The organism is Mucilaginibacter aureus, assembly GCF_053514885.1.
In genome coordinates, this window is record NZ_CP170601.1 from 1,725,499 (window position 1) to 1,741,532 (window position 16,034).

The 16,034-nt window shown below is 44.2% G+C and carries 9 protein-coding genes; 7 read left to right on the forward strand and 2 right to left on the reverse strand.

The window, feature by feature from the left end:
* Nucleotides 1-132: 132 nt before the first annotated feature.
* The gene (locus tag ACFGVR_RS07270; RefSeq protein ID WP_448702077.1) at nt 133-1,461 is read right to left on the reverse strand and encodes a BamA/TamA family outer membrane protein; all 1,329 of its coding nucleotides are present in this window, start codon (nt 1,459-1,461) and stop codon (nt 133-135) included.
* Nucleotides 1,462-1,645: 184 nt separating this feature from the next.
* On the opposite strand from ACFGVR_RS07270, the gene ACFGVR_RS07275 reads away from it, so the two are divergent.
* A complete protein-coding gene (locus tag ACFGVR_RS07275; RefSeq protein ID WP_448702079.1) occupies nt 1,646-2,134 on the forward strand; it encodes a DUF1905 domain-containing protein in 489 nt (162 codons plus the stop codon).
* On the opposite strand, the gene ACFGVR_RS07280 is transcribed toward ACFGVR_RS07275, so the two are convergent.
* Entirely contained in the window at nt 2,131-3,300 is a 1,170-nt protein-coding gene (locus ACFGVR_RS07280) for a serine hydrolase domain-containing protein (protein ID WP_448702080.1), read from the reverse strand. The genes ACFGVR_RS07275 and ACFGVR_RS07280 overlap by 4 nt on opposite strands.
* A gap of 240 nt (nt 3,301-3,540) precedes the next feature.
* On the opposite strand from ACFGVR_RS07280, the gene ACFGVR_RS07285 reads away from it, so the two are divergent.
* From ACFGVR_RS07285 to ACFGVR_RS07310, 6 genes are all read left to right on the forward strand, one after another.
* A complete protein-coding gene (locus ACFGVR_RS07285) occupies nt 3,541-5,148 on the forward strand; it encodes a DUF6377 domain-containing protein (RefSeq protein WP_448702081.1) in 1,608 nt (535 codons plus the stop codon).
* Between the two features lie 619 nt (nt 5,149-5,767).
* Nucleotides 5,768-8,707, forward strand: coding sequence for a SusC/RagA family TonB-linked outer membrane protein (locus ACFGVR_RS07290; RefSeq protein ID WP_448702082.1), 2,940 nt, complete (start codon nt 5,768-5,770; stop codon nt 8,705-8,707).
* A 20-nt stretch (nt 8,708-8,727) separates the two neighbouring features.
* Complete coding sequence (locus ACFGVR_RS07295) at nt 8,728-10,317, forward strand: RagB/SusD family nutrient uptake outer membrane protein (protein WP_448702083.1); 1,590 nt, start codon at nt 8,728-8,730, stop codon at nt 10,315-10,317.
* Between the two features lie 21 nt (nt 10,318-10,338).
* Complete coding sequence (locus tag ACFGVR_RS07300) at nt 10,339-11,460, forward strand: SusE domain-containing protein (RefSeq protein WP_448702084.1); 1,122 nt, start codon at nt 10,339-10,341, stop codon at nt 11,458-11,460.
* Nucleotides 11,461-11,593: 133 nt separating this feature from the next.
* Entirely contained in the window at nt 11,594-14,062 is a 2,469-nt protein-coding gene (locus ACFGVR_RS07305; protein WP_448702086.1) for a glycoside hydrolase family 31 protein, read from the forward strand.
* A gap of 99 nt (nt 14,063-14,161) precedes the next feature.
* Complete coding sequence (locus ACFGVR_RS07310) at nt 14,162-16,015, forward strand: glycoside hydrolase family 13 protein (protein WP_448702088.1); 1,854 nt, start codon at nt 14,162-14,164, stop codon at nt 16,013-16,015.
* The last annotated feature ends 19 nt before the right edge of the window (nt 16,016-16,034 follow it).

Sequence of the window (16,034 nt, forward strand, 5' to 3'; positions counted from 1 at the left end):
ACGTAATAGTGGGGAATACAAAAATAAAAACACCTTTTTGATAAAAAGGTTTTTGCGGGCCGGAGTTTAATTTTTTGACGTAAAATTGACCGCAGGCCACTCAGTTAGCCGTTAATTACAATGCAGGGGAGTTTAAAATGCTTCGTTGAGGTTAAGGAAGAAACCTTTATTGCCAAATTTTCCAAACGCATAATCAAGCGCCAGGTTGGTGCGTGTAGCTTTATTGAAAAGTACGCGTAAGCCGGCTCCGTAACCGGGTTGAAACACCTGGAACAACCTAGTTCCCTGCTCATCATTGGCGCTTTGCAGGCTGCCAAAAACCACACCACTTAAAAACTTGTTCCTGGTTATCGGGTACCTTAACTCGGCCTCGGTGTCGTTAAACAAAGTGCTTTTAAAGTATTGCGCGGTGTAACCACGGCCGCTTTTAAAGGCCCCGTCGCGGGCGGTGCCCGGCAGCTCCAGGTAAGGTACAGCGCCACCCAACAGGTATGATCCCCAATTCCAAACAGCCAGTACGGTTTCGGGATTGGCCGCCGACAAGCTAAAATACTTACGGAAATCGGAGGTTAGCTGCACCGAATTTTTGGTACTCCCTATCCAGCTTTGATTGATCCTTAAACCTGCATCGGCATAAATACCTTTATAGGCGCGGTTCTGGTTATCACGCGATGTATACTGCGCATTAAAAAGAAAACCGGCCGCAGTATAATGATCCTGCGGAAAACCGTGCTGGTTGTTATACACGCTCATTGGTGTAGCGTTGTTAATGGTATCACTTATTTCAATGTGTCTTCTTATCTCAAAAGATAGCCCCGCACCTACAAAAAGATTTTTGGCCAGCTCTTTATAGATCTTTTCGCGGGCGTTATAATAATAAGAGTGTATGGGGTAAACCTTGCGCTTATCATTGGCCAGCACTTCATCGGCAGGGCTGCCGTTACTGTTATTAACGCCAATGCCTAAACCGTAATCGGGGGTCACGGTTTTTGATACCACCAGGTTACCCTGCAAGTTCCATTTATTGCCCGGTGTAAATATATTATGGTTAACATAAAAATAAATGATCCCTTTGGTTGTAATGGATGCCGAGGTTGCGGCTACAGATAAAAACGTATTCGGGTCGTCACCCAATTTTCGTCCGGCAACGGCCTTAATGCCTATTTGCGCGCCTATGGTTGGATTAGCCGCTATATTGGGCACTACTATAATGCCCGATTTATTATGTGTGCTATCGGCTTTTTTATGCGGATGAAATAAAGCGCGGGTCAGATCGGTAATATCAAACTGTTTGCTCAGATCATCTGCTGCTTTCCGCGATTTGACTGCCGGTTTTGCTTTGATCGTATCCGGCGGGCCGGTTTCCTGGCAATAGGCTAAGGTAGTTATGCCTGTAAAAAAAAGTAACAGCAGTGATCTTGATACCCGAAACCTTTTATAAACCAGGTAAAATTTCTCCATAAAGGCATTTAGTTTAAACGCACAGTAAACAATTTAAAACGATAGGTTTGTTTATATGTTTTATACAGGCCGTATTGTGATAGGGATATGATGTAAAATGTTTATTACTCGGCTAATGACTATATATTAATGCTGCTTCGCTATCATTATCGATTGTTGTAAATTAGTACTATCGCATCAATTTATGCCTGAGTCAAAATTATACCCGTTCAGAGCCGTTATTTACAAAACGGGTATCAACTTTTGTGTGGATGTACCTGCCGGTATCACATCGCAGCTCATTGCGGTTAAAGGTTACATCAGGATAAAGGGTACCGTAAATAACATCCCGTTCACTAAATCACTGGTGCCGGTTAAGGGCGCTTCCTATCGTCTGTTTATCAATACCATCACTATAAAAAATATCAGGCAAATGGTCGGTCAGGTTGCCGACCTGGTGATAGAGCAGGACACCACCAACCCTGAACAGGAACACCCCATGTCGCCGCAATTAAGGCAAAAGCTGGAGCAAAAAAACCTGCTGCACGATTTTGACGCACTACCCGCTTCCAGGCGAAAAGAGGTGCTGCGCTATCTTAACAATTTAAAAACTCCCCAAATATTGGAAAAGCAGGTCAACCGCCTGATCGGCCAGTTGGAGGCAAAGGCAGGCAAGGCACTGCGCATACCTTAATTACTTTCTTTTATAAAATTATCGTACAGGCAATTGATGGTTTTGCGCATCATCAGGCAGATATCCTGGCTGCCGGGCATAAACGCCGGGTTACAGCCATTGCAGATCACCACAAAACCAAACTTTTGTTTAGGCTGAAAAAACATGGCGCTGTATAAGCCATATGCCGAGCCGGTATGCCCCATCATATCTTCACCGGCAATCAGGTCGTGCGAGCCGCGCAGGGCCAGTCCGTAACCACCCTCATTATCCGATACCTTGGTTTGCATCAGTTTGGAGTGTTTTTTCTTCATCAGCCTTACGCCGTTATATTTACCGTAGTTCATGTGCATCATCATGTACCGGGCCAGGTCGGTAGCCGATATCTTCATACCCCCGGTTGGCGAAAATATAGGCGTGCTGTAGCCCATTACGTAGTTTTTGATCTCGTCGCGCCGCGGATTGTACGCGCCCGGGTCGGCTGTTAGCTTGCGTGTTTTTTCATCATACTCGTACAAGGTGGCAAACCGCGTTTTATCTAACGAGTCCACACAATATCCGCCGTAAAGCCCAAGCGGGTCAAGCACATGGTGCTTAACATACTGGTCAAAACGCTCGCCCGATATCCTTTCGATAACGGTACCTACCATATTGTAATTAAGGTTACAATACTGGAAACCTTTGCCCGGCTCGTAACTGTTATAACATTTTGCCGAGTTTGGGTTTTTATCCGGATTAATGCCATCCAAACTAAAATAGCCCTGACTGTCGTTCAGGCTTGAGGTGTGCGACATCACCATTTTTAGTGTGATCACCGTATTGGGGAAATTAGGATTTCGTACCTTAAAACCGATCAGCTTGCTAAAATCGTCATCAAGCGATAATTTGCCTGCCTCAACCAACTGCATAATTGATGTTGCCGAAAACGATTTGGAGATAGACGCTATCCTGAAAATACTCTGATCGGTTAAAGGCTTGTTGCTTTCAATATTCTGATAGCCAAATGAATGGGTATAGATTATTTTATTATCCTTTACCACCGCTACCGAAACACCGGCGGCATCCAGCTCTTTCATAATATCGGCAATGCCGGCCTCGGCCTTTGGTGCCTGCGCAGCTGCCGGAAGCGCCATCGCGAAAGCTGAGATCAGGACAAGTAGATTTTTTAATAAGGATAGTTTGCTCATAGTAGTTTTACGGTGATTAGATAAAATTAAAGATAAAGATTTTTTGGTGTGATCGATGCATTGGCTATCAGGAGGATGCGCCTGAGTCAAAAATCATCTTTCATGCAAAAAAATATTTTTGACTTTTTGCTGTTTATATACTCCAATAGCGTTAAACATAATATCTTTACTTTTGGACGCACTCCGCCACATAAGCCGATATTATAAACCTTAGTGCTTTAAACAGAGTATAAACAACAAATGAGAGTTTCTTTTACCCTAATTTTATTGATCTTTTTCGGGATACCTGCGTTTGCACAGTCAAATACGCTGGATCAGTTGAAAAATGAATTAGATAAAAAGGCTGTTTATGATAAACAAAAAGAAACCACGCTTAAAGCGCTTAAAGTAAAGTTAGCGGCTACGCCCAAAAGTAAATTTCAATCGCAGTTTGATTTATGCCTCAAGCTGTACGATGAGTATAAATCATACCAATATGATTCGGCTTATGTTTATGCCGGCAAATTGCAGGAGCTGAGCCTGCTGCTTAAATCGCCTTCAAAAGAATACTACAGCAAGATCAAGATCGGCTTCATCCTGCTCTCATCGGGTATGTTTAAAGAAACCTTCGACAGCCTGAAAGGGATAAACGTAGCCTCGCTTGATGACAGTGTGAAGTTTGAATACTATTCGCTGCTTACACGCGCCTGTTATGATGTTGCCGGGTACGACAATGATCACCATTACACGCCTTACTACGCCGGTTTGGCAAACAAATACATTGATTCGGCCATTACGTTAACCCAGCCCAACTCGTACGATAAAATTTACCTTACGGGATATAAAAAGCTAAAAAATGGTGCTTTACACGCCGCCGAAGCCGATTTTAACGAACTGCTCGATCATCATAAGCTAACCCAGCACCAAATGGCTATTGTAGCCTCAACACTGGGTAATATTTATGCCAATAACGCCGCGCAGCGCGATAAATGTGCCGACTTGCTTGCCCGCGCCAGTATCTGCGATATCCGATCGTCAACAAAAGAAACGGTGGCGCTTTTTTGGCTTGCCGAATTGCTGTACAAAACCGGCGACATTAAAAACGTTTACGTTTACCTGGAGCAGGCTTTAGCCGATGCCGAGTTTTATGGCGCCCGCCAGCGCAAAATACAGATCGGGACACTGCTGCCCATTGTGGCCGCCGAAAAGCTCAACTACATTGAGCGCGAAAAAACCAGGTTTTTAATCTACCTGGCATCCATAACGGCGCTGGCTTTGCTGGTTATCTGGATTTCAATGATGTTATCCAAACAGCTTAAAAAGTTAAAGATCAAAGAGAAGATCATTGATGATAAGAATGTACAGCTCGAAAAAATAAACGAACGCTTAACCGAAGGCACAAAGATCAAGGAAGAGTATATCGGCTATTTTTTCAACGTGATATCGGGTTACATTTTGCAGCTCGAAAAGCTGAAACGCTCGGTGGATACCAAATTGGCCATCAAAAAATACGACGACATCCAGATCATTATCGATAAGATCAACATTAAAAAAGACAGGGATAACCTGTTTTACACCTTCGACCATGTTTTCATCAAGATCTTCCCCAACTTTATTGATGAATTTAACGCCCTGTTTAAAAAGGAAGACCAGATATGGCCCAAAGAGCACGAGGTGCTCACTACCGATCTGCGCATCTTCGCATTAATGCGGATGGGGATAAACGATACCGAAACCATTGCCAAAATTTTGGAGTACTCCGAAAAAACCATTTATGTGTACAAAATGCGCATCAAGGCAAAAGCCATTATCCCCGGCGACCAGTTTGATCACCGGATTATGGAGATCAAAGCCGTCGATCTGAAATAACCTGCTTTCTTCTTAAATCCATCTTGGCCTACCCCGCCGGTAACTCCTGTCATGATGCTAAATGTGCCTTTTATGTAACTATAACGTTGCAAAAACCATAAAAACCATTTATATTTTTCAACATACAAATATTTATAATTATTTGATTATCAATTTTTTAATTTAAAAAAACCTAATATTTTTTTAAATTTTTGATAAACAAATAGCTATTCGCAATTATCCCACACAAATTTGTATTGTGATAGTTTATCAAGAGGAGCCGATAGGTTGCCGATGTATAAACCACATAAACCAATAGAACCAAAAAGTACCGTACTAAATTAATTTGCGATAAGTGTTATCGTTTGATGCAATAGTATTTCTATCCGGATACGCGTTGCCCAAACTTTAGTGTTAAAGATATTTTTTAACTGATTTCAATTAACTGATTTGCTTATGGATACATTCTACCCAACGTAAACTTTCACCTCCATGTAAACTCTTTACATGTACACCCAATTAACAAATATTCAAAGCTTTTTAACAGCCAATTATAACCCAGAACCCAAAGCTTTAAACGGACCTAAATTTAAATTATATGAGAAATCGTTATCTAAAAAAGTGTGTGCTACTATGTACAATGCTCATTTTATCGTCAATAGCATTTGCACAAACAGGCAGCATTACCGGTAAAATTGTTGACGAAACAAACCAGCCCATGCCATCGGCAACCGTGGTGGTGCAGGGCACGCAAAAAAGCACATCGGCCGATGCCGGTGGTAATTATAAATTAACCGGCCTTAACAACGGCACCTTAACCCTCGAATTTCGTTTCCTGGGTTACACTACCGCTACCCGTGTTGTTACGCTTAACGGTACAGCGGTAGTAAATGTAGGCTTACAACCAAACAACAAATCGTTAAACGAGGTTGTGGTTATTGGTTACGGTACACAAAGCAAAAAGGATGTGAGCGGTGCTATAACTACCGTAACATCTAAAGATTTTCAAACAGGTACCATTACCTCGCCCGAGCAACTGATACAAGGTAAGGTGGCCGGTGTTGCTGTTACGTCAAATGGTGCTCCCGGTTCGGGAAGCACTATACGTATTCGTGGCGGTGCTTCATTAACAGCAAGTAACGATCCGTTGATCGTTATTGATGGTGTGCCTTTGAGCAATAACGGCATCAGTGGTGCGGCCAGCGCGCTTAGCCTCATCAACGCCGATGATATTGAAAGCGAAACCATTTTAAAAGATGCTGCTTCAACAGCTATTTATGGTTCACGTGCATCAAACGGTGTTATATTGATCACTACTAAAAAAGGTAAAAAAGGTGGGCCGGTAATTAATGTTAACCAGGAAATCTCTATCGGTACACCCGAAAAAACCATCCAGGTTTTAACTGCCGACCAGGTTCGGGCCTATGTAGCAGCTAACAAGCCTTCACTTTCAAGCACTTTAGGCAGCTCAAATACCGATTGGCAAAAAGAGATCTATCAAAATGCGTTTGCGAGCAACACTAACCTGAATATTTCGGGCGCTACCAAGATATTACCTTACCGTGTGTCATTAGGGTACCTTGATCAGGATGGTATTTTAAAAACAGATAATATTAAACGCACATCAGCGTCGTTGCGTTTAAATCCGTCGTTTTTAAACAATTCCCTTAAAGTCGACCTGAATTTAAATGGAACTTACCAGCATTCGCGATTTGCCAATACCGGCGCTATAGGATCCGCATTAGCGTTTGATCCTACCCAACCGGTTTATGATTCTAAATCACCCTACAATGGTTACTATGAATCTTATAATACTCCTGGTTCTGTTGCCAGTGGTTTAAACCCTAATACGCCTCGTAATCCGGTTGCCCTTATCAACGACAATCATAACACCTCTGATGTTTATCGTTCATTCGGTAATCTGATGTTGAACTATCAGTTCCCTTTCCTTAAAGCTTTATCGGCAAATGCCAATTTTGGTTACGATATTTCAAAAGGTCAGGGTCGTACAGAAGTTCCTGCGTCGGCAGCGCAATCGTTTAATACATTAGGTAACAGCACGCCGTACCTGCAAAAAACCACCAATAAAACTGTTGAATATTATTTAAATTATACCAGCGATATCAGGTCGATCAAAAGCACTATCAATGCTCAGGCCGGTTATGGTTATTACGATTTTCTGACAACCACCTATAACTACCAGCCAACAAGCGCAAACGGACAGCCAATGCCAAACACCCAGGCACCGTTGTATCCGTATGGTCAGGGGCAGTATACGATGATATCATACTATGGCCGTTTAATTTATACCTATAACGATAGGTTTACTTTACAAGGATCCATCCGTTCAGACAATTCATCCAAGTTTTCGCCATCCACCCGCGATGGTATTTTCCCCGCAGGCGCAGTTTCGTACCGCATAAGTGAAGAGGATTTTCTGAAAGACAGCCCGGTTATATCAGATTTGAAATTACGTGTTAGCTATGGTGTTACCGGTCAGCAGGATGGCATAGATTACTATGGTTATATACCAAGATATTCATTAACTACAAACGATACCCGCTATCAGTTTGGCAATACCTTTTACAATGGATATACACCTGCAGGTTACGATGTTAGCTTAAAATGGGAAACTACACACACCTTTAATACCGGTATTGACTTTGGTTTCTTAAACCAACGTATTTATGGTTCGGTAGATTTTTATTCACGTAAAACCAAAGATCTGTTATCCTTAGTGTTTATACCTTCGGGTAGTAACTTTACCAATCAACTGTTAACCAATGTAGGTAATACCATTAGCCACGGTGTCGAATTAAACTTAAATGCAATACCTGTTAAAACAAAAGATATTAGCTGGACAGTTAATTACAACATTGCTTATAATAAGGTTACCGTTACCAATTTATATCTTACACCAAACCCGAGCAGCGTTGGTATACCTGTAGGTGGTATATCTGGCGGTACCGGTAATAATGTTCAGTTACATCAGATCGACCAAACCCCATTCAGTTTTTATCTGTACAAACAGGTATACGGTCCCGATGGTAAACCTTTAGAAGGAGTTTATGCAGATAAGACTGCAGACGGCAGCGTTACAGCTGTTGACGAATTCCTTAACCACCAGTCTGCACCGCCGGTTACTATGGGTTTCAGCACTTCGTTCAACTATAAAAAATGGAGCTTCAGCACCGTGTTGCGTGCAAACCTGGGTAATTACGTTTATAACAACGTCGACGCTAATTTAGCTACAGCAGGCAGCATTATCAATAATATTGGCGTCGTTAACAATGCATCAACAGGTATTTACGCTTCGGGCTTTACCGGTTACAATTATTTGAGCGATTACTGGCTGCAAAATGCCTCTTTCTTACGCATGGACAACGTAGGGGTTGGGTATACTTTTGGCAGGTTTAACAACAAGCACTTAGGCGGTCTGCGTATTACGGCCAATTGCCAAAATGTGTTTGTGGTAACTAAATATACCGGCCTCGATCCGGAAGTATATTCAGGTATTGATAACAATACATACCCGCGTCCAAGAACTTTCACTTTAGGTATTAATCTTGGCCTTCAATAATCATTTAAAATATTAAAGAAATGAAAAGTAAAATATTAAACAAATCTTTGTTAATGCTGGCAGTGACGGGATTATTCGCATCCTGCACAAAAGACCTTAACAGGGCCCCAATAAATACTACTACCGCTGCGGTAGCTTACAGTACCCCCTTGGGTTATAAGCAAGGCCTTGCTAAAGTTTATGGTTCTTTTGCCACAACAGGTAGCGGCGGTGCAGGTACCGGTGATATACATGGTATTGATGCAGGTACGTCGGACTTTATACGTTTGTACTGGAATGCGGAGGAATTGCCTACCGACGAAGCGTTATGTATCTGGAATGACCCGGGTGTCCCCGATTTTCATAACAACAACTGGACATCAAATAACACCATACTTTTAGGTTTGTATGACAGGAGCCTGTACCAGATCACGCTGGCCAACCAGTTTATTAACGAGTCGACAGAGGCAAATCTGTCAACCCGCGGTATTAGTGGTACTGATGCAGCAGAAATAGGCTATTACCGGGCCGAAGCACGTTTTTTACGCGCTTACCAATACTGGGTATTGATGGATATGTTTGGCAACCCGCCATTTGTTGACGAAAACTTCCCGATAGGCAAGTCTTTACCTCCGCAAATAACCCGTGCAAAACTTTTTGCGTACATCGAGTCGGAATTGAAGGCTATTGAGCCCTTGTTAAAGGCTCCCAAAACCAATGAATACGCGCGTGCCGACCAGGCCGCCGATTGGGCCTTGCTTTCGCGTTTGTATTTAAATGCGCAGATATACACCGGTACCGCACGTTACACAGATGCCATTACTTATGCCAGCAAAGTAATAGCTGCAGGTTATACCCTCCATCCTACTTATAAATATCTGTTTACCTCGGATAACGACAAAAACAACCCCGAGGTTATTCTGCCTATTGCATATGATCTGGTAAGTACGCAAAACTATGGCGGTACTACCTTTATTGTCAACAGTTCGGTAAGCGGCGCCGAGGGCCCTGCCAATTTTGGTGTACCCGGCGGCGGCTGGAGCGGTAACCACACCACACAAGTATTGCCAAATTTGTTTGGCGATTACAGCGGTGCTACTGATAAACGCGCCATGTTTTATACCGGCGGCAGCACAACCAAAAACACTACTGATCAGTCGACATTTACATCAGGCTTTGCGGTTACCAAATTTACTAACCTCACTTCAACCAACTTAACATTGCCTGGTGCGAGCGTATTTTGTTCAACCGATTTCCCGCTGTTTCGTTTAGGCGAAGTTTATTTGAACTATGCCGAAGCGGTATTGCGCGGCGGTACCGGCGGCAGCACGGCGCAGGCGCTTATCTACTTTAACAACTTACGTATACGTGCCTACGGCAATACATCGGGCAATGTTGCCAATATTGCTTTAAGTGATGTTTTAAACGAACGTATGAAAGAACTGTATTGGGAAGCCACACGCCGTACCGATCTGATCCGCTTTGGCATGTTTACCGGCGGCAATTATTTATGGCCGTTTAAAGGTGGCGTGCTGGCAGGCACTTCAATTCCCGACTATCGCGCATTATATCCGTTGCCGGCAAGTGATGTAACTGCTAACCCTAACTTAGTTCAAAACCCAGGATATTAATACTCAATTAAAAATATTGATATGAAATCATTTTTAAACAAAATAGTAATGCTAAGCGGTGCTACGCTGCTTATGCTGTCAGCCTGTAAAAAGGACGACGCGGTTATTACGGCAACAAACGGTTCGCCGGGTACGCTTAGCGCATCGGCTACCACTTTGGTGTTAAACAACACCAAGCTTACCGACCCTGCCATAGTTGAAACGTTTACCTTTGTACAAGCCAATTTTGGCTATAATGCAGCGGTAACCAACACCTTGCAATTTGATATACCGAGCGATAACTGGGCAAACCCATATACGGTAGCAATGGGCCCGGATGTATTTACCCAACCCTATAACACCAGCGATTTTAACAACGTTTTGTTAAAAGCAGGTGCTAAAGGTAACGTATCAGGCACGGTTAACGTACGGATGAAAAGCGCTATAAGTGCCACCATAGTTGTATACAGTAATGTACTTACATTAACCGTTACACCGTTCAATCTAAAATCATGGTTATATGTACCCGGCGCTTACGAAGGCTGGAATAACCCTGGTCCGCAGGAAGATAGCCTGTACTCGGCTACCGGTAATGGTATCTATGTAGGCATTATCAACTTTACGGCCGGTAATAACCAGTTTTTGGTTACACCAAAGAAAAACTGGGATAACAAGTATGCCACCAACGATGCTGCCAGCACTTCGGGTACATCATCAAACTACTCGGTAACCTACAACGGCTCCAATAACTTTTATGCGCCGGCAGCGGCAGGTTATTACCTGGTAACCTTAAACACCAACAATAACACCATGTCTATAGTGCCGGCAAATTATTACAGTATTATTGGCGATGCCGCGCAGGGATGGAGTACAGATGTTGCCATGAAGTATATTAATGATGGCAACGGCAACTGGACGGCAACCGTTCCGCTGGTTTCTACCGGCCAGTTTAAGGTAAGGCAAAATAACGACTGGACCTATAGCTGGGGTATTCCAAAATCCGGTTCGGCCGGGTTCGGTGTAGCTAATACGTTAAACAACACAAGCAACGATAACATTCCGGTTGCTGTAAACGGTAATTACCTGGTAACGTTTAATTCGCCGGCTGCGGCAACAGGTACTGTGCCACCTGTTACCACAACGTATAGTTCTGTAAAACAATAAAAAATTAGTAACTGACCTCAATTTACCTGCCTGCCCTCCGGGGCGGGTGGGTTATTAACACCCCTTATAATTGTATTGATTTCTATTGTATTTTTAAATCATCCGCAACAAAATCAATTCATTATAAATCCATATGCCTAATAACATGAATATCCGCTCCTGCTACTTACTCTTCTCATTTTTATTACTGACACCTTATTTGTTAAAAGCCCAGGTCAATCCTGTTAAAGGCATGGGTAATGTAAACAGTGTTAATGTAAACGGGCAGCAGGTTAACATCACAACCGATAACGCCCACGTACAGGTTACGGTTTATAATGCCGGCGTTGTGCGGGTGCGTATCGATAAACAGGTTTTAGGTCCCGATTTTTCGTACGCGGTAATTGCTCAGCCCGAGGCAACAAAGGTGAACATTGCCCAGGATGCCAACGCGATCAGCATCAGCACCGATTCATTAAAGGTACAGATCGGTAAAACACCTTTTGCCGTTACTTTTTACACAGCTAATGGCGAAGTGATCAGCCAGGATGAAGCGGGTTTAACAACCTCGTGGGTAAACGAATCGGTAACCACCTACAAAAAAATGCAGGATGGCGAACGATTCATCGGTCTCGGCGAAAAAACCGGCCCGCTTGATCGTAAAGGCAATGGCTATACCAACTGGAACACCGATGCCTTTGGCTATTCAACCGGGCAGGATCCCATCTATTCAACCATTCCGTTTTACATCGGCATACACCACAACATCAACTACGGCATATTTATGGATAACACCTACCAAAGCGATTTTAACTTTGGAGCCAGTAATAATCGTTTTTCATCCTTCGGCGCCCGTGGCGGCGAGATGAACTATTACCTTATTTACCACAAACACATAGCCGATATCATTACGGCTTATACCGCCTTAACCGGTCGCATGAAAATGCCGCCGCTGTGGAGCCTGGGCTACCAGCAAAACCGCTACAGCTATTATCCCGAAACGGAAGTATTCAGGATAGCGCAAACTTTAAGAGAGAAAAAAATTCCGGCAGATGGTATCACGCTCGATATCCACTACATGGATCATTATAAAGTATTTACCTGGGATCAGAACCGCTTTCCGAACCCTAAAGCCATGACCGATAAGCTGAAAGACATGGGCTTTAAATTAACGGTGATAGTTGACCCGGGTGTAAAAGTTGAAAAAGGCTACGGCGTTTACGAGCGCGGAATAGCCAACGACATTTTTGCCAAATATCCCGACGGTACTAATTATACCGGCGAGGTTTGGCCGGGCTGGTGCCACTTCCCCGATTTTACCAATCCAAAAGCACGCGCCTGGTGGGGAACTGAAATGAAAAAATATGGCGATGACGGCATCAGCGGCATCTGGAACGACATGAACGAAATTGCCACCTGGGGCCAAAAAATGCCCGATAACATCATTTTTGATTATGAAGGGCACAAGGCATCGCACCTGCAAACGCGCAACGTTTACGCTATGCAGATGGCCCGGGCAAGTTTTGAGGGTGCGCAAAAAGCATTCAACAAACGCCCGTTCGTGTTAACCCGTGCAGGCTATGCAGGTTTCCAGCGTTACTCGGCTATCTGGACAGGCGATAACCGTGCTGAAGACAGCCACATGCTGGCCGGTGTCCGTTTGTTGAACAGTTTAGGTTTAAGTGGTGTTGCCTTTACAGGGATGGACATCGGTGGTTTTACCGGTAACCCAACGCCATCACTGTTTGCCCGCTGGATGCAGATCGGCGCGTTTAACCCGTACTTCCGTAACCATACCGCGGTAAATACCAAATCGGCCGAGCCATGGACATTTGGCGAAGAAGTGCTGGAAATATCGCGCAACTATGTTAGCCTGCGCTACAAATTGCTGCCTTATTTATATTCATCATTTTATGAAGCAACCCAAAGCGGTTTGCCTTTAATGCGTTCGCTGGCTATTGATTACACATTCGATAAAAACGTGTACGACGGCCAGTTTGATACCCAATACCTGTTCGGCAGCGCATTCCTGGTAGCACCGTTTGAGGGCGATGCCAAATTTGGCAAGATCTACTTCCCGCAAGGTAAATGGTACGATATGTATACCGGCGAAGCGCAAAACGGCGGCGAGAAAAAGATCATACAGCTAAGTCAGCGCAAATTGCCGGTTTATATCAAACAAAGCAGCATCATCCCAATGCAGTCGCTGGTGCAATCCACTTCGCAGAAACCGGATGACGTGCTTACCGTTCACATTTACCAGGGCGATATAAATAACAGTTTTGTGTATTACGAAGATGACGGCGAAAGCTATAATTATGAGAACGGTGCTTTTTACAAACGTACCATCACTTACGACGCTTCGCACAAAACCATTACGTTCGGCAAGGCAGAAGGCTCGTTCGCATCAAAGTTTAATAACATTAAACTGGTGATGCATGGTTTTGCAGGCGGCTCAATTAAGCTTAACGGTAAACAAACCAACCTGAACGATGATTTTTCGGCATTGCTAAACCCGCTTTCCAAATTTGATCCGCAAGGATCGGAAAACGCCGCCGAGGGCGAAAAAGTAAAAAGTATTATAGTTAAAAACGAGAACAGCCAGATCACTTTGGCTTATTAATAAATATAAAATGCCGACAGACAAAAAACATCGCCTGTGCGGTTCCCCTCTTGAGAGGGTGCAGGGGTGTATATCGTCGAAACAAAAAAATTTAAAAAGATGAAGTTTAAAATATCACTCGTTTTCCTGCTCTTTTTAACTGGTATCGCCACGGCACAAATACCCGATCTGGAGAGAATCGAACCTGCCTTTTGGTGGGTAGGGATGAAGAACCCTAAGCTTCAGCTGATCGTGCATGGTAAAGATATTGCATCGCGTTCCGTAAAAATGAACTATCCCGGTGTAAAGCTGGCTAAGGTAAACAAGGTTGAAAACCCAAATTACCTTTTCCTGGATCTTGAAATATCTGCGCAAGCCAAAGCAGGTAGTTTTACTATTGCCTTTACCAAGCCGGGCAGCCAGGCGCTGCAATACAAATACACGCTCAACAACCGCGATCGCTCGGCTAACCGCGCCCAGGGCGTTACCAGTAAAGATGTGATCTATTTGCTGATGCCCGACCGTTTTTCGAACGGCGACCCGTCGAACGATTCATTCGCCAATCTGCGCGAAAAAGGCGTTCACCGCGATTCGATGTACGCGCGTCACGGCGGCGATATACAGGGCCTGATGAATCATCTGGATTACCTGAAAGACCTCGGCATAACCACTATTTGGATGACTCCTGAGATTGAGAACGATGAACCTCACGCATCATACCATGGTTATGCCGTTACCAGTCATTACAAAACCGACCCCCGTTATGGTACCAACGAGTTGTATAAACAATACGTTGATAAATGCCATGCTATGGGTTTAAAAGTGATCAAAGACCTGGTGCACAACCACGCCGGTACCGAGGGTTGGACCATTACCGATATGCCCATGAAAAGCTGGGTACATCAATGGCCCAAATACACCAATTCCAACTTCAGGTACGGCGCTGTAACCGATCCCAATGCGCCGGCAAGCGATCGTAAGCAAATGCTCGACGGCTGGTTTGACCGCCGTATGGCCGATATGAACGAGAGTAATCCGTACGTGCAAAACTATCTTACCCAAAACCATATCTGGTGGGTGGAGTATGCCGGTGTTGATGGTTTTAGATTAGATACTTATCCCTACAATGATCCGGCTTACATGGCCGATTGGGCGCTGAAGGTTAAAGCCGAGTTTCCGCACCTGTCCATTTTTGGCGAGGTGCTGGATGACCAGGTTGCCAACGAAGCCTTTTTTATGCAGGGTAATACCGTAAACCGCGGCTTTGATACGCACTTGCCCGGTATTACCGATGCCGCTTTAAAAGATGCCATTAACGAAGCCCTGAACGGCAAAGAAGGCTGGGAAAGCGGGGTGAACAAATTGTATGTGATCCTGGCGCAGGACTTTATGTACCAGGACCCCATGCGCAACTGCATCTTTTTGGATAACCACGATATGAGCCGGTTTTACTCGGTGGTGGGCCAGGATTTTAACAAATACAAAGCGGGCATGGCTATACTGCTAACCATGCGCGGTATCCCGCAGCTGTACTATGGCGATGAGATACTGATGGCCGGGGAGTCGCATCCTGATGGTTTGGTACGCGCCGATTTTGAAGGCGGTTGGGCCGGTGATAAGGTGAACAAGTTTACCGCAGCGGGCCGCACCGATAAAGAGAACGAGGCATTTAATTACGTGCGCACACTGGTAACCTATCGCAAAAACACTACGGCTTTACAAACGGGTAAGCTGATGCAGTACATCCCGCAAAGGGGCGTATATGTGTACTTTAGGTACGATGAGCAACGAACCGTAATGGTGGTTTACAACAGTGATGCCACGAAAGCGGCCACCTTAAAAACCGACCGGTTTGCCGAGCGTATAAACGGCTTTAATGCGGCCATCAATATTGTCAATAACGAAATACTGAGCGATATAACTACGCTAAATATACCGGCTAAAACAACACTGGTGCTCGAGCTTAAAAAGTAAAGGCGCCGGTAATTACCAA

Excerpts from the sequence above, each read along its gene's own strand:
- ACFGVR_RS07270 (WP_448702077.1), bottom strand. The coding sequence starts at position 1,461 with ATGGAGAAATTTTACCTGGTTTATAAAAGGTTTCGGGTATCAAGATCA.
- ACFGVR_RS07275 (WP_448702079.1), top strand. The coding sequence starts at position 1,646 with ATGCCTGAGTCAAAATTATACCCGTTCAGAGCCGTTATTTACAAAACG.
- ACFGVR_RS07280 (WP_448702080.1), bottom strand. The coding sequence starts at position 3,300 with ATGAGCAAACTATCCTTATTAAAAAATCTACTTGTCCTGATCTCAGCT.
- ACFGVR_RS07285 (WP_448702081.1), top strand. The coding sequence starts at position 3,541 with ATGAGAGTTTCTTTTACCCTAATTTTATTGATCTTTTTCGGGATACCT.
- ACFGVR_RS07290 (WP_448702082.1), top strand. The coding sequence starts at position 5,768 with ATGCTCATTTTATCGTCAATAGCATTTGCACAAACAGGCAGCATTACC.
- ACFGVR_RS07295 (WP_448702083.1), top strand. The coding sequence starts at position 8,728 with ATGAAAAGTAAAATATTAAACAAATCTTTGTTAATGCTGGCAGTGACG.
- ACFGVR_RS07300 (WP_448702084.1), top strand. The coding sequence starts at position 10,339 with ATGAAATCATTTTTAAACAAAATAGTAATGCTAAGCGGTGCTACGCTG.
- ACFGVR_RS07305 (WP_448702086.1), top strand. The coding sequence starts at position 11,594 with ATGCCTAATAACATGAATATCCGCTCCTGCTACTTACTCTTCTCATTT.
- ACFGVR_RS07310 (WP_448702088.1), top strand. The coding sequence starts at position 14,162 with ATGAAGTTTAAAATATCACTCGTTTTCCTGCTCTTTTTAACTGGTATC.